This window comes from Vibrio sp. MEBiC08052 (genome assembly GCF_001506075.1).
In the GTDB taxonomy this organism is placed as follows: Bacteria; Pseudomonadota; Gammaproteobacteria; order Enterobacterales; family Vibrionaceae; genus Vibrio.
This window is the reverse complement of the sequence record NZ_KQ947475.1, coordinates 2,478,711-2,497,875: the sequence shown is the minus strand read 5'-3', so window position 1 is coordinate 2,497,875 and position 19,165 is coordinate 2,478,711. Positions and strand designations below refer to the sequence as shown.

At 44.3% G+C, this 19,165-nt stretch carries 19 protein-coding genes and 2 tRNA genes; 9 read left to right on the top strand and 12 right to left on the bottom strand.

Going from position 1 to position 19,165, the window contains the following annotated elements:
• Positions 1-170: 170 nt before the first annotated feature.
• A complete protein-coding gene (purN, locus tag VRK_RS10885) occupies positions 171-818 on the bottom strand; it encodes a phosphoribosylglycinamide formyltransferase (protein WP_059121387.1) in 648 nt (215 codons plus the stop codon).
• A gap of 3 nt (positions 819-821) precedes the next feature.
• Entirely contained in the window at positions 822-1,862 is a 1,041-nt protein-coding gene (purM, locus tag VRK_RS10880) for a phosphoribosylformylglycinamidine cyclo-ligase (RefSeq protein WP_059121386.1), read from the bottom strand.
• A gap of 234 nt (positions 1,863-2,096) precedes the next feature.
• Between purM and upp the strand changes: the two genes are divergently transcribed.
• On the top strand, positions 2,097-2,723 hold the full coding sequence (gene upp, locus VRK_RS10875) for a uracil phosphoribosyltransferase (RefSeq protein WP_059122740.1): 627 nt from the start codon (positions 2,097-2,099) through the stop codon (positions 2,721-2,723).
• A gap of 118 nt (positions 2,724-2,841) precedes the next feature.
• Here the strand turns inward: upp and smrA are convergent, their stop codons facing one another.
• Positions 2,842-3,423 (bottom strand): DNA endonuclease SmrA, encoded by a 582-nt coding sequence (gene smrA / locus VRK_RS10870; RefSeq protein WP_059121385.1) that lies wholly within the window; start codon positions 3,421-3,423, stop codon positions 2,842-2,844.
• 654 nt (positions 3,424-4,077) lie between these two features.
• Between smrA and VRK_RS10865 the strand changes: the two genes are divergently transcribed.
• A tRNA-Pro gene (locus tag VRK_RS10865) sits at positions 4,078-4,154 on the top strand.
• A gap of 79 nt (positions 4,155-4,233) precedes the next feature.
• Here VRK_RS10865 and VRK_RS10860 read toward each other — a convergent pair.
• Together VRK_RS10860 and VRK_RS10855 are read right to left on the bottom strand one after the other, a co-directional pair.
• Positions 4,234-5,112: a TraB/GumN family protein gene (locus VRK_RS10860; protein WP_059121384.1), complete on the bottom strand. Its 879-nt coding sequence runs from the start codon at positions 5,110-5,112 to the stop codon at positions 4,234-4,236.
• Between the two features lie 85 nt (positions 5,113-5,197).
• Positions 5,198-7,936 (bottom strand): heavy metal translocating P-type ATPase, encoded by a 2,739-nt coding sequence (locus tag VRK_RS10855; RefSeq protein ID WP_059121383.1) that lies wholly within the window; start codon positions 7,934-7,936, stop codon positions 5,198-5,200.
• A gap of 246 nt (positions 7,937-8,182) precedes the next feature.
• Here VRK_RS10855 and gltX point away from each other — a divergent pair, with 246 nt between their 5' ends.
• Positions 8,183-9,610: a glutamate--tRNA ligase gene (gene gltX / locus VRK_RS10850; protein WP_059121382.1), complete on the top strand. Its 1,428-nt coding sequence runs from the start codon at positions 8,183-8,185 to the stop codon at positions 9,608-9,610.
• A 260-nt stretch (positions 9,611-9,870) separates the two neighbouring features.
• On the top strand, positions 9,871-10,872 hold the full coding sequence (locus VRK_RS10845; protein WP_059121381.1) for an OmpA family protein: 1,002 nt from the start codon (positions 9,871-9,873) through the stop codon (positions 10,870-10,872).
• 163 nt (positions 10,873-11,035) lie between these two features.
• On the opposite strand, the gene VRK_RS10840 is transcribed toward VRK_RS10845, so the two are convergent.
• Complete coding sequence (locus tag VRK_RS10840; RefSeq protein ID WP_059121380.1) at positions 11,036-11,542, bottom strand: hypothetical protein; 507 nt, start codon at positions 11,540-11,542, stop codon at positions 11,036-11,038.
• Positions 11,543-11,842: 300 nt separating this feature from the next.
• A complete protein-coding gene (locus VRK_RS10835) occupies positions 11,843-12,358 on the bottom strand; it encodes a MarR family winged helix-turn-helix transcriptional regulator (RefSeq protein WP_059121379.1) in 516 nt (171 codons plus the stop codon).
• Positions 12,359-12,470: 112 nt separating this feature from the next.
• On the opposite strand from VRK_RS10835, the gene VRK_RS10830 reads away from it, so the two are divergent.
• A complete protein-coding gene (locus tag VRK_RS10830; RefSeq protein WP_059121378.1) occupies positions 12,471-13,382 on the top strand; it encodes a DMT family transporter in 912 nt (303 codons plus the stop codon).
• 74 nt (positions 13,383-13,456) lie between these two features.
• Here VRK_RS10830 and VRK_RS10825 read toward each other — a convergent pair whose 3' ends face one another.
• The gene (locus tag VRK_RS10825) at positions 13,457-13,882 is read right to left on the bottom strand and encodes an Hsp20/alpha crystallin family protein (RefSeq protein WP_059121377.1); all 426 of its coding nucleotides are present in this window, start codon (positions 13,880-13,882) and stop codon (positions 13,457-13,459) included.
• 303 nt (positions 13,883-14,185) lie between these two features.
• Here VRK_RS10825 and ompW point away from each other — a divergent pair, with 303 nt between their 5' ends.
• Entirely contained in the window at positions 14,186-14,830 is a 645-nt protein-coding gene (gene ompW, locus VRK_RS10820; protein ID WP_059121376.1) for an outer membrane protein OmpW, read from the top strand.
• 203 nt (positions 14,831-15,033) lie between these two features.
• Positions 15,034-15,630 (top strand): class I SAM-dependent methyltransferase, encoded by a 597-nt coding sequence (locus tag VRK_RS10815; protein ID WP_059121375.1) that lies wholly within the window; start codon positions 15,034-15,036, stop codon positions 15,628-15,630.
• A 13-nt stretch (positions 15,631-15,643) separates the two neighbouring features.
• Here VRK_RS10815 and VRK_RS10810 read toward each other — a convergent pair.
• A tRNA-Arg gene (locus tag VRK_RS10810) sits at positions 15,644-15,719 on the bottom strand.
• An 86-nt stretch (positions 15,720-15,805) separates the two neighbouring features.
• The gene (locus VRK_RS10805; RefSeq protein WP_059121374.1) at positions 15,806-16,945 is read right to left on the bottom strand and encodes a flagellar assembly protein FlgT; all 1,140 of its coding nucleotides are present in this window, start codon (positions 16,943-16,945) and stop codon (positions 15,806-15,808) included.
• Positions 16,946-17,116: 171 nt separating this feature from the next.
• Here VRK_RS10805 and VRK_RS10800 point away from each other — a divergent pair, with 171 nt between their 5' ends.
• Positions 17,117-17,752, top strand: a complete 636-nt coding sequence (locus tag VRK_RS10800) for a FlgO family outer membrane protein (RefSeq protein ID WP_038183568.1) — start codon at positions 17,117-17,119, stop codon at positions 17,750-17,752.
• 9 nt (positions 17,753-17,761) lie between these two features.
• The gene (gene flgP / locus VRK_RS10795; RefSeq protein ID WP_059121373.1) at positions 17,762-18,193 is read left to right on the top strand and encodes a flagellar assembly lipoprotein FlgP; all 432 of its coding nucleotides are present in this window, start codon (positions 17,762-17,764) and stop codon (positions 18,191-18,193) included.
• A gap of 141 nt (positions 18,194-18,334) precedes the next feature.
• Here flgP and VRK_RS10790 read toward each other — a convergent pair whose 3' ends face one another.
• Positions 18,335-18,760 (bottom strand): flagella synthesis protein FlgN, encoded by a 426-nt coding sequence (locus VRK_RS10790; protein WP_059121372.1) that lies wholly within the window; start codon positions 18,758-18,760, stop codon positions 18,335-18,337.
• A gap of 62 nt (positions 18,761-18,822) precedes the next feature.
• Positions 18,823-19,143 carry a flagellar biosynthesis anti-sigma factor FlgM gene (gene flgM, locus VRK_RS10785; protein WP_059121371.1) on the bottom strand — a complete coding sequence of 107 codons (321 nt, stop codon included), beginning with the start codon at positions 19,141-19,143 and terminating at the stop codon, positions 18,823-18,825.
• Between the last annotated feature and the right edge of the window lie 22 nt (positions 19,144-19,165).

Here is a 19,165-nt window from a genome sequence, read left to right as displayed (position 1 = left end):
ATTTGTTTGGTTTGCGTAAGGTGTAAGCGATGTGACACGGTTGTGAACCGAATTGTGAATAAAAGTATCAGTACAAGGCCAGTTGAATACTGGCGTGAATATAATCGAAGATGAAATAAAAAAGGCGGCTCCGAAGAGACGCCTATTCAAGATTGAGAAAAAATCGGTGATTAACGCGCTGAATGGCCTTTATAGCCATAAATCCCCAGTTGTTCGCCATCAAGGTAGGCTTTACCATCACGCATCTCGACGCGCTCTTCAACAAACCATTGAGCGACTAACGGGTAGATCCGGTGTTCCTGCTCTTGAACTTTACGAGTCAGGGATTCAATAGTATCCCCGTCATCGATAGGAACCCGGGCTTGTAGAATGACCGGGCCGCCATCAAGTTGTTCTGTCACGAAGTGAACGCTGGTACCGTGCTCTTCATCGCCGGCAAGAATGGCTCTCTGATAAGTATTCAGCCCGGGATATTTCGGCAGCAGTGAAGGGTGAATGTTAATCATTTTTCCCATGTAATGACGAACAAACTCTGCGCTCAGAATACGCATATAACCCGCCAGAATTATCAGGTCTGGCGCGTATTCATCAATCTGCTCCATCAGTGAACGGTCAAATGCATCCCGTGTGTCAAAGGCTTTGGGATCGACAAAGATTGCCGCTGCATTTGCTTTTTTGGCTCTTTCCAGCGCATAAGCATCTGCTTTGTTTGAAAAAACAGCAGTAACCCTGCCATTAGGCATTTTAGAGTCACAAGCATCAATGATTGCTTGTAAGTTGGTCCCGTTGCCCGAAACTAAAACGACAATACTTTTCATGAACTATTTAATCTCTACTTGCGCTTCATTAGCCTGTGCTTCTGCAATATGTCCGATGATCCAAGCGTTTTCTCCTTCTGACTGGAGAAGTTCGACCGCCGCTTGCGCTTGCGCTTCCGGCAACGCGATAATCAAACCGACGCCACAGTTGAAAGTACGGTACATTTCGTAAGTCTCGACGTTCCCTTTTTCTTGCAGCCATTTGAAAATAGCCGGCCATTCCCAACTGCTACCATCGATGACGGCTTTGGTTCCTTGCGGTAACACACGTGGAATATTTTCCCAGAATCCGCCACCGGTAATATGAGAAATGGCGTGGATATCGTGTTCAGCAACGAGCTTGAGTGCTGATTTTATGTAGATTTTAGTGGGTTCGAGTAAATGTTCACCGACGGCTTTTCCTTCCAGCAATTCGGATTTATCAGCATTCGAGACTTCCAGAATTTTACGGATCAATGAATAGCCATTGGAATGAGGGCCGCTTGAGCCAACGGCAATTAAGCTGTTACCGGACTCAACTTTAGAACCGTCGATGATTGCTTCTTTTTCAACGACACCGACACAGAATCCAGCGACATCGTAATCTTCGCCTTCATACATGCCGGGCATCTCTGCGGTCTCTCCGCCGATTAGTGCACAACCGGCCTGAAGACAGCCTTCGGCAATCCCTGAAACGACGTCTGCTGCGGTATCGACATCCAGTTTTCCGGTGGCATAGTAGTCAAGGAAAAACAGTGGCTCTGCACCTTGTACAATCAAATCGTTGACGCACATTGCGACTAAATCGATCCCAATTGTGTCATGCTTTTTCATATCCAGTGCCAGACGTAATTTAGTGCCGACACCATCCGTTCCTGATACAAGCACAGGATGCTTATATTTGGTTGGTAATTCACACAGGGCACCGAAACCACCGATACCACCCATCACTTCCGGGCGACGCGTTTTCTTTACTGCACCTTTAATTCGCTCTACAAGCGCGTTGCCTGCATCAATATCAACGCCTGCATCTTTATAGCTCAGAGATGTGTTTTTGCCACTCACGGGGTCATCCTCGTTCTTTGGTTGGATATGAAAACGGCGCTATTCTACAGGGGAAAAAAGTAAAAGGAAAACGTTTGCGCTGATTTTTTTATCTGGCGGGATAGACTGAAAATACTTGGCAATCATGGCTTCTCAATGCGCTAAATCATGATATTCCCTGAGGTTAAGGATAAAATTAACGATAGAAAGTATGTATAATCGGAAAGTTTATTTGATTGAATGTCGGAGATGCAGATGAAAGTTGTTGAAGTGAAGCACCCGCTTGTCAAACACAAATTGGGTTTGATGAGAGAGATAGATATTAGTACCAAGCGCTTTCGCGAGTTAGCCACTGAAGTCGGCAGCTTACTCACTTATGAAGCAACCGCAGACTTTGAAACCGAGAGAGTGACGATTGAAGGGTGGAATGGCCCGGTTGAAGTGGATCAACTCAAAGGTAAAAAAGTCACCGTTGTGCCAATCCTTCGTGCCGGACTGGGGATGATGGATGGGGTACTTGAGCATATCCCGAGTGCCCGCATTAGCGTGGTGGGTATCTATCGGGATGAAGAAACGCTCGAACCGGTGCCTTATTTTAATAAGATTGCTTCAAATATCGAGGAGCGAATTGCTTTGGTTATTGACCCGATGTTGGCAACCGGTGGTTCGATGATTGCAACGATTGATTTGCTGAAAGCGCAGGGATGTACACAATTTAAAGTCTTGGTTCTGGTTGCTGCACCTGAAGGGATTCGAGCCTTAGAAAAAGCGCATCCTGATGTTGAATTGTACACTGCTGCAATCGATGATCATCTGAATCAACAAGGTTATATTGTGCCCGGGCTCGGCGATGCCGGAGATAAAATCTTCGGTACCAAGTAAATTTGGTTCATCAGATAAAAAAACAGTCAGTCTCGCGAAGTCTGACTGTTTTTTTATTTTCGGATTTGTCATCCAAAGTACGTGGATAAAGAAAGTGTATCGGCTGTTGGTGTCTCATTTAGTGAGGCCGTTTTTTTTGGTGCCGCTCGCGGTTTTCCAGTTTTTGTACCTGACTTTTACGCAGGAGAACATAAAGTGCGCCACTTCCGCCGTGGAATCGTTGTGCACTGTGGATGCACTGGACTTCATCGATCTGGGGAAGCCAGTATGAGACGTAGCTTTTCATTAGTGCCGGTGGATTTGAATGTTCGCCTTTTCCGTGAATAATGAGTACGGTCCGGATATCCATTCGCATACATTGACGTAAAAATTTCACAATCTCATCACGCGCTTGTTCCAGTGTTTTACGGTGCAGATCCAAACGCGCCTGAATCGGATATTTGCCCAGTCTGAGTTTTCTGTAAACACCGTCTTGAACCCCGCTTCTCTTAAATTCGATCAGATCATGAGGTTTGATTTGTGGCGCATGTTCCAGAGACAAGTAATCCGACTCATGCTGTTCTAGTTTCATCGCTGCGTCTTGCCGGGCAAGATGCGCATCGGTAACCTGTAAATCTTTTTTGAGTTCGGCAGTATCGTGTTTCAGAGGTTTGACATCTTCCATCATTTGTTGAAATAACTCGAAATCTTCCTGAGACATGCGTATTCCTCCGAATTGTTGTCAATCACGTACCTTGAGGTCATTTGGTATATATACCGAAGTGACTTTCAGATGCAAGACTCTCGCAATATTCGTTTACCAAAGGTGTGTAGCATAAACACTGGGGGCTCGGCTAAATCGGTGTATCGGCTAAAGAATTGCGTTTGAGGGATGTTGGGAAAGATTCGCAGCAGATAAAAATAAAAAACCGGAGTGGAAAAGAGTCCGCTCCGGTGCATAGCTTATAACTGTTTTTACAGGAGCTAAGCGATCTAGTGAGGAGATTTGTCATTCATGACTTTGTTGATAAGAAACGACACACTGTGACCAAACCGTGTTTACGCAGTGACAAACTGTCTGTCAAAGCAAAACCCTGATGTTCAGTTTCAAGTGATGTTTCTGCAAAGTTGCGAAGACGTACTAAACATAAAGTGAGTCAATGAATAAAGTGATGATCTGGATCAAGTGTATTGATGAAGTTGCTTATTTGTTGAAATTCATGTGTCCATTGTCACATTTATAGCCAGAGATGGATGTCTTTTGAACACTTGATTATTTTTTTTGAAAAATTAGCGAAAATGAGTTGCGTCTATAATAAGAATCCGTATTATACCCATCCGTTGAGACGCTATTGACAGCTGTCCAACCAAGACTCGGTGAATAGCGCAGTTTGGTAGCGCATCTGGTTTGGGACCAGAGGGTCGGGGGTTCGAATCCCTCTTCACCGACCATATTAAGAAGCCTCAGCATATGCTGAGGCTTTTTTCGTTTTGTCATTCCTAAACCACCTCCTTGGGCGGTGGTGATTGTTTAGTGACATTCATTCATCTGAATCGTCCCTTTCTGAATGGTATTTTGTCGGGTGACGGTGAATCCTTGCTTGGTCAGTAATTGAATTAAGTTTTCCTGACCGATTAAGTGTAAGGCGCCAACGACGATGAGGTATTTTGAGGAATGTTCAGAAAAGATCGGCGGGGACGTCAGTTGGTTTAACCAGCGATGATTTCTTTGGATCTCAAGCTGTTCAGACATTTCCTGGGACATGTCATGATGGTCAATCAGTTGTTTCAATTGTTCTGGATCGCCCTGATGCCAGCTCGCCACCAAACACTCGGTTTCACGTGTGTTTTCTCCCCAGTCTTTCAGCGTTGTCGTCAGTAGCTCTTTACCATTCTGCTTCATACCAGCCAGTAGATCGATTTGAGACTGGAGTGATTCGAGGCCAATAATCGGAATGGATTCTGACGCTGCTTGTTGAATCATATATTGATCAATGCCGAGATCAGCGCGATACCCTAACCGATTGATTGCCTGCATTTGTAAACCGATCGCTGTTTGCCATGGCGGTGACGCTTTCAGATGTTGAGCATTGAGGTTTAACTGTTCAGCGATATTTTCTAATTTTTCCAGCTCTGAAGCGGAGAGCACTTGCTGTGATGTCCACTTGACGGGCGGATATTGTAACTTGTTTGCCTGACGGATATCGGCTTCAACAATTAATCCATCACTGCCATGAAGAAAATCCATCACCGGTTTCGGTAAAGGGTACATATCCGGGTGCCCGACATGAATCGATCCCAATAGCATCAGTTGCATCTGATTTTTACTGGCAAGCCAGTACAGTGGCTCAGCATGGGTATAGAAGCTGAGAATAATGGCACCGACTGAAAGCAGACGGGTAAGTTGCATAAGTTGATTTCCTATCTTCTGGCATTCATCTGAACGCTAGCATAGATTGCGTCGTGACTGATGAGCAACTGTTTATGATCCAAAATCATTTAGCTTTTTGTCCTGAGTCATGTGGCTGATGCTGATTCTGGAATAACCGTAACCGGTTGGCGTTTGTGACCACAGTAATCGACGATAAAGCCATCGCAGCACCTGCAATGACAGGGCTGAGCAGGAAGCCGAACCATGGATACAATACACCGGCTGCGACCGGAATACCGAGGGTATTGTAAATAAAAGCACCGAGCAGGTTTTGCCTGATATTTTTTACGGTTGCTTTTGACAGTGAGATGGCATTAAGAATTGACAGGGGTGAGCTGTTGAGAAATGTCATTTGAGCACTTTCGATGGCTACATCACTGCCACTCCCCATTGCAATACCGAGATCAGCTTGCGCTAACGCAGGGGCATCATTAATGCCATCACCGACCATTGCGACTTTATGTCCGGCCTGTTGACGTTCGATGATATGTGCTGCTTTTTGATCGGGGAGGACCTGTGCAATGATCTCCTGAATACCTAACTGATTGGCGATACTTTGTGCGACAGCGTGATGATCACCCGTCAACATCACTGTTTTGATCCCCAGCGCATTGAGTGCTTGAATCGCTTCTGCCGCATCAGCTTTAATTGGGTCTGCCACGGCAATCACGCCTTGAATATCTTGATCAATGGCAATCAGAATCGGTGTCCATGCCTGAGCCAGAACATTATCAAGTGTGGTTTGTATCTGGCTGAATGAGAACCCCAAAGATGTCATGTAATGCACCGAACCAATATGAACAGCATGATCGTTGTAAGCCGCTTTGACACCACGTCCTCGCAGATTTTGAAATGATGAAATCTGAGCCGCTGAGATTTGTTTTGAACGTGCATACTCACACACCGCTTTAGCTAACGGGTGTTCTGATTGTTGTTCTAGTGCGTAGGCGATGGATAACAACTCGTGTTGTTCCCTCTGGAAGCTTTCAACCGCTTGAACCTTTGGTTTTCCTTCAGTTAATGTACCTGTCTTGTCAAAGACTACCGTATCGATGTGGCTGGTGGTTTGGAGTACCTCGGCATCGCGGATCAGGATCCCCATTTCTGCGGCCTTGCCGACACCAACTGTCACCGATAGCGGGGTTGCGAGTCCCAATGCACAGGGGCAAGCGATAATCAGAACTGTTGTAGCAACGACAAGCATGTAGCTTACTTTGGGCTCGGGCCCGAACCAAAACCAGACCAATGCAGCCACGATAGCGATAGCCACGACAACGGGGACAAACACCGCAGAAATTTGATCGGCGAGTTTTGCGATTGGCGGTTTACTACTTTGTGCTCTTCTGACCATCTGAATAATACGGGAAAGCATCGTGTCACTGCCGACACCGGTTGCTTCAATCACCAGACCGCCATCGTGATTGATGGTCCCTGCGGAGACTGTATCTCCGGCACGTTTCAGGGTAGGAATCGGTTCTCCGGTCAGCATGGATTCATCCAGATAGGATTCTCCGTCTATGACGACTCCGTCAACCGGGAGTTTATCTCCGGGTTTAATTCTCAGATGCATTCGTTTCTCAATCTGCGATACAGGAATGCTTTGATCGTCACTTTCGGTAATGAGTGTTGCTTGTTGGGGTTGGAGTTGGATCAATGCCTGTAACGACTGGGTCGTTTTTGCTTTGGCTTTTGATTCAATGGCATGTCCCAAAGAGATAAGACCGATAATCATGGCACTGGCTTCAAAATAGACATGACGCGCTTGGATTGGAAACCAGTCTGGAGCGATGACGACCATGATTGAGTAAAGCCATGCGACACCCGTACCTAAAGCGACCAGTGTATCCATGGTGGCTCTTTTGTGCCGCAGTGCCTGCCATGCACTTTGATAGAAGCCTTGGCCTGCGGTACACAGTAGCCCTAAACATAACAGGCCGACGATACCCCAGCCCAGTTGCTGTTGTTGGGTTTGGATCAGCATACTGCCGCCGAAGATACCCCATGCCATAATCGGAACACCCAGTGATAGTCCCATGATAGCGTGGCGGCGATGATATTTGAGCGTCGTCATTAAATGGGCTTGCTGTTTTTCCTGTTGCAGTGCCGGGTCATCAACGATTTCAGCGTCGTATCCGGCAGAACGTATCGCGGCAATCAACTGTTCTTGATTCGGCTGTTGTGCTGAAAATGTCGCGGCACTCTGTTCTGATAAATTGACCTGAGCGCCTTCAATACCGGAAACGGATAGCAGGGCCTTTTCTACGGAAGAAACACAACTGGCACAAGTCATCCCTTTGACGAGTAAATTTGTCGTGATGTCCGCACGATGCTGTTGACGGGGTTTTGTTGCATCCGGAGTTGATTCCGTCTGTTTTTCTGTTTCTGTGGTTTGGGGTGCAGGATTTCTGCTTGAAGGTAGTGTTTCTGTAAAGGCTTCATAACCAAGTGATGCAACTTTATCGAGAATGGTCTGTTGCGGTAAGGTTGTGACTAGTGAGAGCGACGCCTTGGTCACATCCAAATCTTGAATCTGTTCACTTTCACTCAGGAGGTCGGTGAGTTTTTGGACACATTTGCCACAGTGCAACCCCTGCAATGTGTAGTGTTGTTTTTTACCAACCTGATATCCGAGAGATTCGATATTTTCGACGATCTCATCGATGGATGCATCGGTATCCATCTCAATAAGAGACGGGGATAGATTGTGGATTTCGACATTCAAATTCGCTTTTAGCTGACGTTCTACTTTTCGAGCGCAGCCCATACAATGCAAGCCTGATAACGGTAGTTTTAAATGATGCATGTTTGCCTCTTCCTCAATCCCATGTTGCTTAAAAATAAACCTTGACGCAAGGGGAAGGTCAAGGCATTTCGCTATTGTCGGTTCTTGTTGCTGAAGCGATGACGAGCTATCCACTGACATGTCTGAAAGATCAGGATAAAGGGTCATTGTCGAGATTGATACTCAGGTGCTAGAATACTGGCCAAATTTTGGCTGATACATCTAGATCTGAAGTTAATAAACTCGATCAGAATAAAGGTAAATCTCATGACGGTTAAAACGCGTTTTGCTCCAAGCCCTACAGGGTTTCTTCATGTCGGTGGTGCCCGTACGGCACTGTATTCTTGGCTCTATGCAAAAAATCAGGGCGGGGAGTTTGTTTTAAGAATTGAAGATACCGATTTAGAGCGTTCAACGCAGGAAGCGGTCGATGCAATTCTGGAAGGCATGAGCTGGTTAGGGTTGGATTGGGATGAAGGCCCTTATTATCAGACGAAACGTTTTGACCGTTATGATGAAGTTGTGGAGCAGTTACTTGCTGCCGGAAAAGCGTATAAGTGTTATGCATCTAAAGCGCTGTTGGATGAAGTCCGTGCCGAGCAGGAAGCGAACAAAGAGAATCCTCGTTATGATGCCAATCATCCGAAAATCAAAGCTGTGAATGACGCGGCAAAAGATGGCGATGCTTTTGTGGTGCGCTTCCGTAATCCGAAAGAGGGAAGTGTCGTATTTGACGATCAAATTCGCGGACGGATAGAAATCCGTAATGATCAACTCGATGATTTGATTATCCGCCGGACCGACGGTTCTCCGACTTATAATTTCTGTGTGGTTGTCGATGACTGGGATATGGGCATCACCCATGTTGTCCGGGGGGAAGACCACATCAACAACACCGTGCGTCAAATCAATATCTATGAAGCGCTGGGAGCAACGGTTCCGACGTTTGCGCATTGTGCCATGATCTTAGGGGATGACGGTGCCAAACTCTCGAAACGTCATGGCGCTGTTTCGGTGATGCAATATCGTGATGAAGGCTACCTGCCAGAAGCATTAAATAACTATTTAGTACGGCTGGGTTGGTCTCATGGTGATCAGGAAATCTTCTCTCGTGATGAAATGATTGAACATTTTAGTCTGAATGCGATTAGCAAATCGGCATCTGCGTTTAATACGGATAAATTGTTATGGTTAAACCATCACTATATCAAACACTCGGATCCTGAATATGTTGCCGGACATCTGCAATGGCATCTGGACCATCAGGGAATCAACCCTGAAAATGGCCCGGCGGTAACGGAAGTGATTCAACTGCTGGCTGACCGCGTGCAGACACTGGTTGAGCTGGCGCAGCAGGCGCGTTATTTCTATGAAGATTTTGATGCGTTTGATGATGTTGCCGCGAAAAAACATTTACGTCCGGTTGCCAAAGAGCCTCTCGCACTGGCTTTGGAAAAAATAACAGCGCTGGAGACGTGGACCACTGAGAGTCTTCATCAGGTCATTGCTGATGTATGTGAGAGCCTTGAACTCGGGATGGGCAAAGTGGGGATGCCGTTGCGTGTTGCAGTCACTGGCGGGGGGCAGTCTCCGTCTGTCGATGCAACAATGCAACTCATTGGTAAAGCGCGTGTCATGAAGCGGATTCAGATGGCACTCGAATTTATTGAGCAGCGAGAAGCGAATGCAGGCTAACGCCACAAGATAATTTGAATATAGTTGAGAAGCCGCAACGTATGTCGCGGCTTTTTCTATTCCGATTGTATATAATATATGTTGCATTGAGCTGGATTGATGCAACTGATCCATTGTCGTGTTTCAGACTCGGTAAAAGGTGACAGTAATTTAACACCCTCTTCTCTCATTTTTTACAGTGATGCAATAGAGTGACACTGATTCTATGTGTTCGGTGCTGAGGCAAATTCGAGCATTCACAATAAAAAAGGAATAGAAGCATGAATAAAATGTTAATGGTGGTATCTGTAACATCATGGATGGTTTCCGCAATGATTCATGCCGAGGTTTATGTCGGTGGTAAAGTGGGTCAGTCTTGGTTGGATGACGGATGTCGTCCGACAGATGTCTGCGATGACGATTCATCGGCAGTCGGTGCTTTTCTTGGATATCAGGTTTGGGATCATGTGGCACTTGAGGCCGGATATGATTATCTGGGAAAATTTACCGGGGCTGGCATGGTCAATGATCATGTCAACGCGGTGACCATTGCGCCTAAGTTTGACTTTCCTCTCTATAAAAACCTCGACCTGTATGCAAAACTCGGTGGTGCTTACGTTGACTATGGCTCTAAAGATGATTGGTCTTATCTGGCGGCGGCTGGTCTTGAACTGAATGCGACTGACAATGTTGCTGTGCGTCTGGAATATCAGACGCTCACTGATATGAATAATGATATTGTTCGAGCTGAAGGTAATATGGCAACACTAGGTGTGACATATCGTTTTGGCCACTCGGAGTCTACACCCGTTACGACAAGTGAGCCTCGGCCTACTATTGTTGAACCGGCCGTTGTTGAAGAAGCACCTGAACCTGTTCCGGCAGAGTCGGCTGACACGCCAGTGATTAAAACGGTGAAGAAAAGCCTGAGTAGTGAAAGTAGTTTTGCGTTAAACAGTGCTGTACTAAACAAACAGGGCGTTGCTGATCTTCAGGAAGCCGTTGAATTGATGTCTCGTCATTCTCAAGCAACAGCGACGGTGACTGGTTATACCGATTCAACAGGTTCAAAGGAATACAACCAATCACTTTCATTGAAAAGAGCTCAGGCTGTTGCCGAGCAGCTCGTTTCTCAGGGGATTGATGCTGATCGAATCACCGTTCGCGGCATGGGGGAATCAGCTCCCGTAGCATCCAACGATACCAAAGAAGGCCGGGCGAAAAACCGTCGGGTTGAAGTTGAAATACCGATATTTACTTATCAGGTTGTCATTAAAGAATAAACAAGTTGCTACTATCGGATTCAACTTTGTTGAGCGCTGTGATATGAGAGCTTAAAGCACGCATATCGCAGCGTTCTTATTTATCAGTAAAAAAGATCATGATAGGAAATGTGCACGATACCGATACCAATGGAATGGATCGGTGAAGACGGTAAGATCGTGATTACTTCAGGTCGATGCTATTTAATCTGCCCATAAAAATAAGAATGTCGAGATAATCTTTATGAGCGTCGAGCAGCGCCTTTTTGGTTCTTGTATATGCGGCCAGTTTACCATGCTTGTTGATTGAACAGACAACGCTCTTGAAGTGGCACTTCCCTTGATTGTCATAAGTCCGCCAGGCTGCAATGTAGCAAGCATCCCGATAGCTTGGGTTCTCTTTTGTGGGGCGAGGTTTATAGATAATCTTAGGTTCAAGGCTGTGGGGTAACCGAGTCATCAGGTAAGGATCTTTGAGCAGCATTCGCCAGTGCTTTCCCCACATTTGACGACCAAGTTCATTACGGAGCAAGATCGCTTTTTTTAGCCCTTTTTTTTCACCAATACGAATGAAACCAACAGAGCGGTGTAAAACTTTATCATCTGGCGTATGTATGTGAATTTTGTAAGCTGTTTTCGCTTTAGAAATAAAGCGATGGCCAGTATTGGTTTCAAGATTACTCTTCTTCATCCGTTTGTTATCTATATTTTTATTATTAACAATAGTAGATCAAATCACCACTAAGGTGAAGTGGTTCCGTTCACTTCAGTCATGAGTATGGAGACAGAGAATACAGATCATGGCTGTTATGATCAGCGCGTTTCAATCTATTCTTCAATCCAGATAAGGATTCAATTCGGACTGATCCAAGTCATACGACCAACGCCTCAGGTATTCTGAGCTAGTTTGAGATAACACACAACAATTGTGACAATATTCGAGAAATCCATTCAATTTTTATTGCAAGAAAAGTAACACCGATACACCTTCTTACTCAATATCACTGTCTGACGGGTTATTTGGGTTATTAAATGATGATAGCCAAGACTTAAGCAGGGCAGAGAGCTGTGATTGCTCTGTTTGGTTTAAGACGCTGATCAATCTCTCCTGAGCCTGTACATGTTCCGTCAGTGCTTGATTGATGAGTTGGTAACCTTGCTCGGTCAATTGCACAGAGATACTCCGACGATCAACGTGGCTATGAATGCGGGTAATTAAATTTTTCTTTTCCAGCTTATCGAGCCGATTTGTCATCGCACCGGAGGTAAGCATCGCGGTGCTGATTAATGCAGAAGGGGTTAATTGATAAGGTGCGCCAGAGCGGAGTAATGTTGCCAGTACGTCAAACTCTCCCATTTTTAGATCATATCGCTTATGAATGCTGGCGATTTCCTGCTCTAAATGTTTAGTCAAATGCAGTACCCGGCCAAAAATACTCATTGGCAGAGTATTCAATTCTGGTTTTTCTGCCGCCCACTGATTGACGATCCTGTCGATAATATCCATTGCTACATGTATCTAGTTAGAAGATTGTACATAATATCTTAACATAAAGATTCTTTACAAAGATAAATTACTTTTTTATGATTAATAAAATCTCAATGTAAAGATACTTTATATGAATATAATATTAGCAATGGTCGCAACATTTTTGTGGGGAACGACTTATGCAGTTACTCAGGCAACATTACCGGGTTGGCCCCCGTTGTTGCTCGGTGTGTTACGAGCTTTACCGGCAGGTTTAATCCTTTTCACAATTAAGCCGACTTTTCCTGATAAAGGGACTTGGAAAGTATTGATCACCACCGGGTTGGTGAACATTGCTATATTTTTCTGCTGTATATTTGTGATGGCGCTTACCTTACCTTCAGCTATATCCAGTGTCGGGATGATGGCTGTGCCTGTATTTGCCATGCTGGCCCAATGGATAGTGATGAAACAACGACCTTCAGTCATTCAGATGATTTCTGGTTTGGCTCTGCTTGGATTCGCTGCGTTACTATTTGACCCCAGTCGTCTGAATCTGAGTTTGATCGGGCTTTCCGCGATGCTCATTGGTATCTTATGCCTGATTTGCGGCAGCACATTGACTCAAATGTTGAGTCAGAAATTAGCGTGGTGGAGTGTGCTGACTTGGCAACTAATTCTTGGTGGCCTTGCATTGTTATTAATTACATTAGTTCACTTGAGCTATGAGCCGACTCTCTATATCAATGCATGGCAGCACCTGTCAGGAAAGAACCTGTTAGGACTGTTTTGGCTTTGTATTCTGAATACTACGGTTGCATACACCCTCTGTGTCTGGACGCTGAAACAGCTTTCTGTCGTTGAATTTACGTTTGCCGGGGTTGCCAATCCTGTTGCAGGAATTCTGTGTGGTCTGATGTTGGTGGGCGAATCTTATACACCGATACAATACAGCCTCATGATAGGCATGATTGTGATGTCTTTATTCCCACAGTTCGTTAAAAGTTATCAGAAGCACCGTAGTACATCGAAAAATCATCTTCAGCCACTTTCTGAAAAATAACGAGAATTTCATTATGAATTAAACAGAAAAAGCGGTGGGATACACCGCTTTTTAGTCGTTTAGACTTTCAGACATCAGTTGATTTTAATGTGCTGAGCTGCTTCGTCCGGCTTCATTTCTATTTTCGGCACGACAACAACCAGTACACCATCTTGATACTCCGCATAAATTTCTTTCGCGTTGATATTGTCACCTAAAGTAAAGCTACGTACCATTTTGCCTTGATAACGCTCTCTGTGAATGACTTTATCTCCATCGGTTTTCTGTTCATTTTTTAAGGTCGATGCTTCGATAGTCAGAGTGCCATGTTGACAGCTCACCGAAATATCATCTTTTTCGACTCCGGGTAAATCCGCGATAATTTCAAATGCAGTTTCTTTATCCAGTACATCAACCCGTGGAGCAAAAGATTCGATATTGAAACTTGGCCGAATAGACGGAAAAGCATGATCAAACAAATGATAGAAATCAGACCATGAGTCTCGTGGAATTAAGCTCATCACAATCCTCCTGTTTGCCATCTTCAAACTCTCTATAAGTGTAGAACTCGTTCTGAGAATTAAATGAAAATATGCAGATAAATTGATTTAAATCAATTTGCGAGCAGCATTCTTTATGTAGTTATGAATACTTTTTTAAAGTTTTGTAACATTATGTTTCATAGAAAATGTGATTTTTTTATCATAATGATGCGATTTTTGTGTATAAATTTTACAAATTGATTTCCATCAAAACAGTGTGGTTTTTATGTGCTACCGTGCGCACCAGTAAAGTCTTTTAGCCCAATGACAAGGAAAAATATAATGAAAAAAACACTTTGTGGATTAGCCATCATGACAGCCTTTGTTTCTGCTGGTGCTTTTGCCCATCAAGAGGGTGATTTTATTGTGCGTGCCGGGATTGCATCGGTTATCCCGAATGATAGCAGTGATAAAATCCTAGGCAGTCAGGAAGAATTGGAAGTCAATACCAATACTCAGCTTGGTTTAACTCTTGGTTATATGATTACGGATAACGTCAGCTTTGAAGTTTTGGCTGCGACACCATTTTCTCATGATATCTCCACACCACTTGCTAATTTAGGTGAGATTGGTGAGACGAAACATCTGCCGCCAACATTTATGTTTGAATACTATTTCGGTCAGTCAGATTCACAAATTCGCCCTTATGTGGGTGCAGGTATCAACTACACCACATTTTTTGATGAAAAAATCAATGGTACCGGTGCTTCTGCCGGCTTAAGTGATCTGAAGCTAGATGATTCTTGGGGATTGGCGGTGAATGCCGGTGTTGACTACATGATCAATGACAACTGGTTTGTAAACGCTTCAGTTTGGTATGCCGATATTGATTCTACGGCAACCTATAAGTTCAATGGCGCTGAAAAATCCACTGAAGTGCACATTGATCCAGTTATCGTGATGATTTCTGGTGGTTATAAGTTTTAGCCCCCCCACCTTTTTATATACAACTAAGGCAGCTTATCAAGCTGCCTTTTTCGTTCGTGCAATCTTTCATCATTCAAGGTTTTGCTCATGCTCGTCGTTCTGCTAAGTGGTTGAATCACGAGGGTTGAATTTGCTTGTCGCTTGAAATGACAACTTGTTTTCTATAAATTAGAACTTTCTAATTTAAATAATGAGGTAATATTGTGTGGGATGACCGATATCAGGTCGATACATATATTTATGGCAAAGAACCAAATGATTTTCTGCGTGAAAGCGTGCAACATCAATACTTGCCGTTAGGATCGGTTTTGTGTCTGGCTGATGGTGAAGGACGGAACTCTGTCTATCTGGCGAAATGTGGCTATGACGTGACGGCTGTGGATTTATCTGCCGTTGCGCTCGAAAAAGCCCGTCGGTTTGCAGCCGAGAATCATGTGTCTGTGAATTTTATTCAGGCTGATCTGAGTGAGTTCGATTTAGGGCTAGCACAGTGGCAAGCCGTTGTGGCGGTCTTTTGCCATCTTCCGCCCGTGGTGCGGCAAAAATTACACCAGTCATTACCGAGAAGTCTTAAAGCGAAGGGAGTTTATTTGGTTGAAGGATATACACCAGAACAGTTGAAATATAAAACTGGCGGCCCTCCTGAAGCTGATATGATGTTATCGAGGCAGGTTTTGATTCAGGAACTTCCGACGTTGTCTCCTTGGTATATTGAAGAGAAAGAGAGGGAGATCTATGAAGGTGTCATGCATCGCGGTAGAAGCCATGTCGTTCAGGCAATAATGAAGAATATGCCATAGGACTTGGCCGATGTGGCGTCCCCTGCGAGATTTGAACTCACGTCTAAGACTTAGGAGGTCCTTGTTCTATCCAACTGAACTAAGGGGACATCGGTATTTGCTGCACAGCTGAGATAACTGTACAGCAATATATTCATATAGTACTGATTTAACTGAGATAAGTTAAGTCCTGATTTTATTTCATGAGCTGTTTGTGCATTACATCGCCAATTTGAATGCTATCAGCTAATTCAGCCTGATCAACCGACAGTTCCGCTTCCGTTTCATAAACTCGATTGACTGTCAGTGTTATATCGCTTTGAGTGACCTTATTCCGGGCTAATCCTCTTTGATCGATAAAGGAACCTGTATGCCATAATTGAAGCTTATCTCCTTTTTGAACACCGTGGATTCTTCCTAAATTCATCATCACGATACGGTCTGATTTAGAAATGACTTCCGGCAAAGTGATTTTACACGACAGTTCTGATTCAAGATCCAACATCATATGACGGCTGAGACGGAGTAACATTTCACCATAAGTTGAAGACCAGAAACGAGCGCTTTGGGTATCGACCTGGCTGGTTCTCGGAAACGGCCAACGGGCGATTTCACGATAATTACGATTGATGATCGCGTTGCCTGTTTCGCCATCAAAGACATTCAGATCCATTGCAAACTGACGATTAACCACTTCATTTCCTGATGGGGCAGCAGCAATTGTTGCCGTGAGGTCTGTGATATTGCCGGCAATAATGTATTGGGCATTATTATCTTCAGCTATCATTTTGAGTCGAGCCGGATGATTTTTATCAATCTCATAATTTGTTGTGCCGACCGAGATAAAACTATGAGATTCTTTATCCAACTGTTTATTTAATACTTGGGCAAAGTCATCGCCAATCTGATAGATCTGTCCCATCACCGCCTGTTGCGGTGAAGCAAGCGTAATATTACTCACCAATACGGTTTTCTTATATTGTTCCACCTGACAACCAGATGAAGATGGATAAATATCGATCCGAACTTTGACATAGGCAACGTTGTTTTTGACCGCTTGTTCTTCGACCAGAATGTAGCGGACCTCATGATTGGTAAACTGAAACTCAGTACGTTGAGCATCCAGTAATGGGTAGAGGTTACTGATGCTACCGATATCCGCACCGGAAAAACGGATCGCTTTATATACAGCATCTTCAAGTGCGTATAGCTTTGCCTGAGATTCAGATGACACGATCGCCGCACTGCCGGTGACTTCATACCATGAGGCCGTTGCCGGTACTGTACCGCATATGAACAAAGAAAGTGATAAGAGGATGGTTCCTACATTTTTCATATTTACCTACCAATCAGGTATAAAATTTGCTTGTTATTCTGATAACGGTGACAAGAGCAGTTATCGGCAAAGCTTTTCTTTATGATGAATAACAAGAGAAAAGCAAAGAGTGTTCCACTTTTGCGTCAAAAACTGGACGCTTGAATGACCGAGCTATCTGGAGAGCGGAAAATGAAAAAATGGCTATCGTTAGTGCCCGCATTATTTTTAACAGCGTGCGCCTATGCCCCGATATATAATGGTAAAGAGCCCTATAAAGGCTCCCAGTTTATGTTATTAGAAAGTCCTCGTCACACTTTAGATTTTTTTGTTGAGAGTATGACTGAAGATTTAATGAAGTCGAATACCAGTGTCACGGCAAGAACACCGATTGCAGTCACTTCATTCGTTGACTTGCAAAATATGGATACCACCAACTGGTTAGGGAATTCAGTCACGGAAGGGTTCATTCATCAGTTGCAACAACGAGGGTTCCAAGTTGTTGACTTTAAAACAACAGGTTCCATTCAGGTGACCCATCAAGGGGATTTTGCGTTTAGTCGTGATTGGAAAGATCTGGCCCAACAGCAGGAAATTCAATATGTGCTGACCGGAACAATGTTGCGTCAGGAAGGCGGGGTACTGGTCAATGCCCGGGTGGTTGGGATGCAATCCCGTGTGGTTGTCGCGACCGCTCAGGGATTCTTGCCAGCGGATCGAATTGGCCGGGATCTGGATACATTGAATGCGGTTCGGACTGAAGATGGGGTATTGATTCGTTCTGATCCAACAATGACTCAACCTTACACTGTTATTCTGCGTCCTTAGGAGTTGCTGATGAAAGTTTGGTTAATGAGTACGATATTCTTATTGTTGGTCGGATGCCAGCCGTTGCAGACCATGAATAAGCAGGAATGGCTGACAGCTGTCGGCTATGCTTCGATTAGTGAACAAAAAGGTCGCAATGTAGAAGAAAAGCAAGTTCGTGCCATGCGAGCATCTAAAATTGATGCTTATCGTGAGCTGGCTGAGCAGGTTTATGGTATGCGGGTTAGCGGGCGAGCGGAACTCATGGATCAAAGACTTGGAACGGAAGCGACATCTGGTGCTGTTGACGGAGTGATTCGGGGGGCCGAGGTTGTCAGAAGTTATAAAGTCGGAGATAGTTATGTAACAGAGCTGCGTTTGAACGTGGATAAAATGGAAAAGCTGAGAGATTATGGTGAAGTTCAGCAGGTTCCTGAAAAGCGGCAGCAGACTTTATTTTAATCTGTCATGATTGACAATTTTATTGCCCATAGCGGCAAGTCCTTTCTCTCCAGAACATAAAAAAGCGGCAATGATTGCCGCTTTTTTACATTAAATTCTACGAGAGTGTGGAGAGAACAGAATAATAATGGGGAACTTGTATTAAGCTTTGATATTCGTGCCCAAAGTAGAAATGGAACGCGTTTGCCCTTCGGCGGTATAAGTCATGCCCATTTTCCCCTGACTCTGTTGCATCAAATTGTTCAGTTTATGAAAACTCATCTGAGCTCGATTGAGGGCTTCGCCATTAATACTGTTTGCCTGTTGGCAATCCCAAATGACGGACTTTATCTGTTCGACCAGACTTTTCAATGTCTCATCCTCTTGCAGGCTCGATACATGAGAATGTGATTCAATCCGTCGGTCAGTTTCGTTGAGCTGGTTAATCAAAGTAATTTTCTGTTTGGCAATAGCTTCAATTTGCGATGAATTACGTTGCGTAATGACTACCTTCTCCTGTTCTAAAAGTTCGGAGAGAGACTGAGCGTTTTTCAACTGAAACTCAAGTAGGTCTTGTATTGCCGCCATGACTTAATTACCTGATTTCTTGGCACAGATATCTGTTGTATCGACCGATAACAATCGGTCAATTATTGCAGACCATCCAGCTCTTTTTCGAATTTGATCATGTTGTCTGCTAGTTTTTCTGCGTCAACACGATAAGAACCATTCGCGATTGCTTCTTTAATTGCCTCAACTTTCGCGCTATCAAAAGCGGGGCTTGATGCAAGTTTGCTATGAATTTCACCCATTGCTTTACTTTGTGAACTCAGAGATACAGCATCTTTTCTATCCGATGATGAAGGGTGATTTATTTTCTCTGAGTTTGATGTATTGTTCTCTGTACGGGTCGATTTCCGACTCGTATTCGTCAGAGACTGGCCAGAACGCACATTATCAATGCTTGCCATAATTGAGCCTTTTTATCAAAGT

Coding starts and splice junctions, on each gene's coding strand:
- flgP (WP_059121373.1), top strand. CDS start 17,762: ATGAAAGTTTGGTTAATGAGTACGATATTCTTATTGTTGGTCGGATGC.
- VRK_RS10835 (WP_059121379.1), bottom strand. CDS start 12,358: ATGGATATTATCGACAGGATCGTCAATCAGTGGGCGGCAGAAAAACCA.
- VRK_RS10825 (WP_059121377.1), bottom strand. CDS start 13,882: ATGAGCTTAATTCCACGAGACTCATGGTCTGATTTCTATCATTTGTTT.
- smrA (WP_059121385.1), bottom strand. CDS start 3,423: ATGTCTCAGGAAGATTTCGAGTTATTTCAACAAATGATGGAAGATGTC.
- purN (WP_059121387.1), bottom strand. CDS start 818: ATGAAAAGTATTGTCGTTTTAGTTTCGGGCAACGGGACCAACTTACAA.
- VRK_RS10860 (WP_059121384.1), bottom strand. CDS start 5,112: ATGCAACTTACCCGTCTGCTTTCAGTCGGTGCCATTATTCTCAGCTTC.
- VRK_RS10855 (WP_059121383.1), bottom strand. CDS start 7,936: ATGCATCATTTAAAACTACCGTTATCAGGCTTGCATTGTATGGGCTGC.
- VRK_RS10830 (WP_059121378.1), top strand. CDS start 12,471: ATGAATATAATATTAGCAATGGTCGCAACATTTTTGTGGGGAACGACT.
- flgM (WP_059121371.1), bottom strand. CDS start 19,143: ATGGCAAGCATTGATAATGTGCGTTCTGGCCAGTCTCTGACGAATACG.
- gltX (WP_059121382.1), top strand. CDS start 8,183: ATGACGGTTAAAACGCGTTTTGCTCCAAGCCCTACAGGGTTTCTTCAT.
- VRK_RS10840 (WP_059121380.1), bottom strand. CDS start 11,542: ATGAAGAAGAGTAATCTTGAAACCAATACTGGCCATCGCTTTATTTCT.
- upp (WP_059122740.1), top strand. CDS start 2,097: ATGAAAGTTGTTGAAGTGAAGCACCCGCTTGTCAAACACAAATTGGGT.
- VRK_RS10790 (WP_059121372.1), bottom strand. CDS start 18,760: ATGGCGGCAATACAAGACCTACTTGAGTTTCAGTTGAAAAACGCTCAG.
- VRK_RS10805 (WP_059121374.1), bottom strand. CDS start 16,945: ATGAAAAATGTAGGAACCATCCTCTTATCACTTTCTTTGTTCATATGC.
- VRK_RS10800 (WP_038183568.1), top strand. CDS start 17,117: ATGAAAAAATGGCTATCGTTAGTGCCCGCATTATTTTTAACAGCGTGC.
- VRK_RS10845 (WP_059121381.1), top strand. CDS start 9,871: ATGAATAAAATGTTAATGGTGGTATCTGTAACATCATGGATGGTTTCC.
- ompW (WP_059121376.1), top strand. CDS start 14,186: ATGAAAAAAACACTTTGTGGATTAGCCATCATGACAGCCTTTGTTTCT.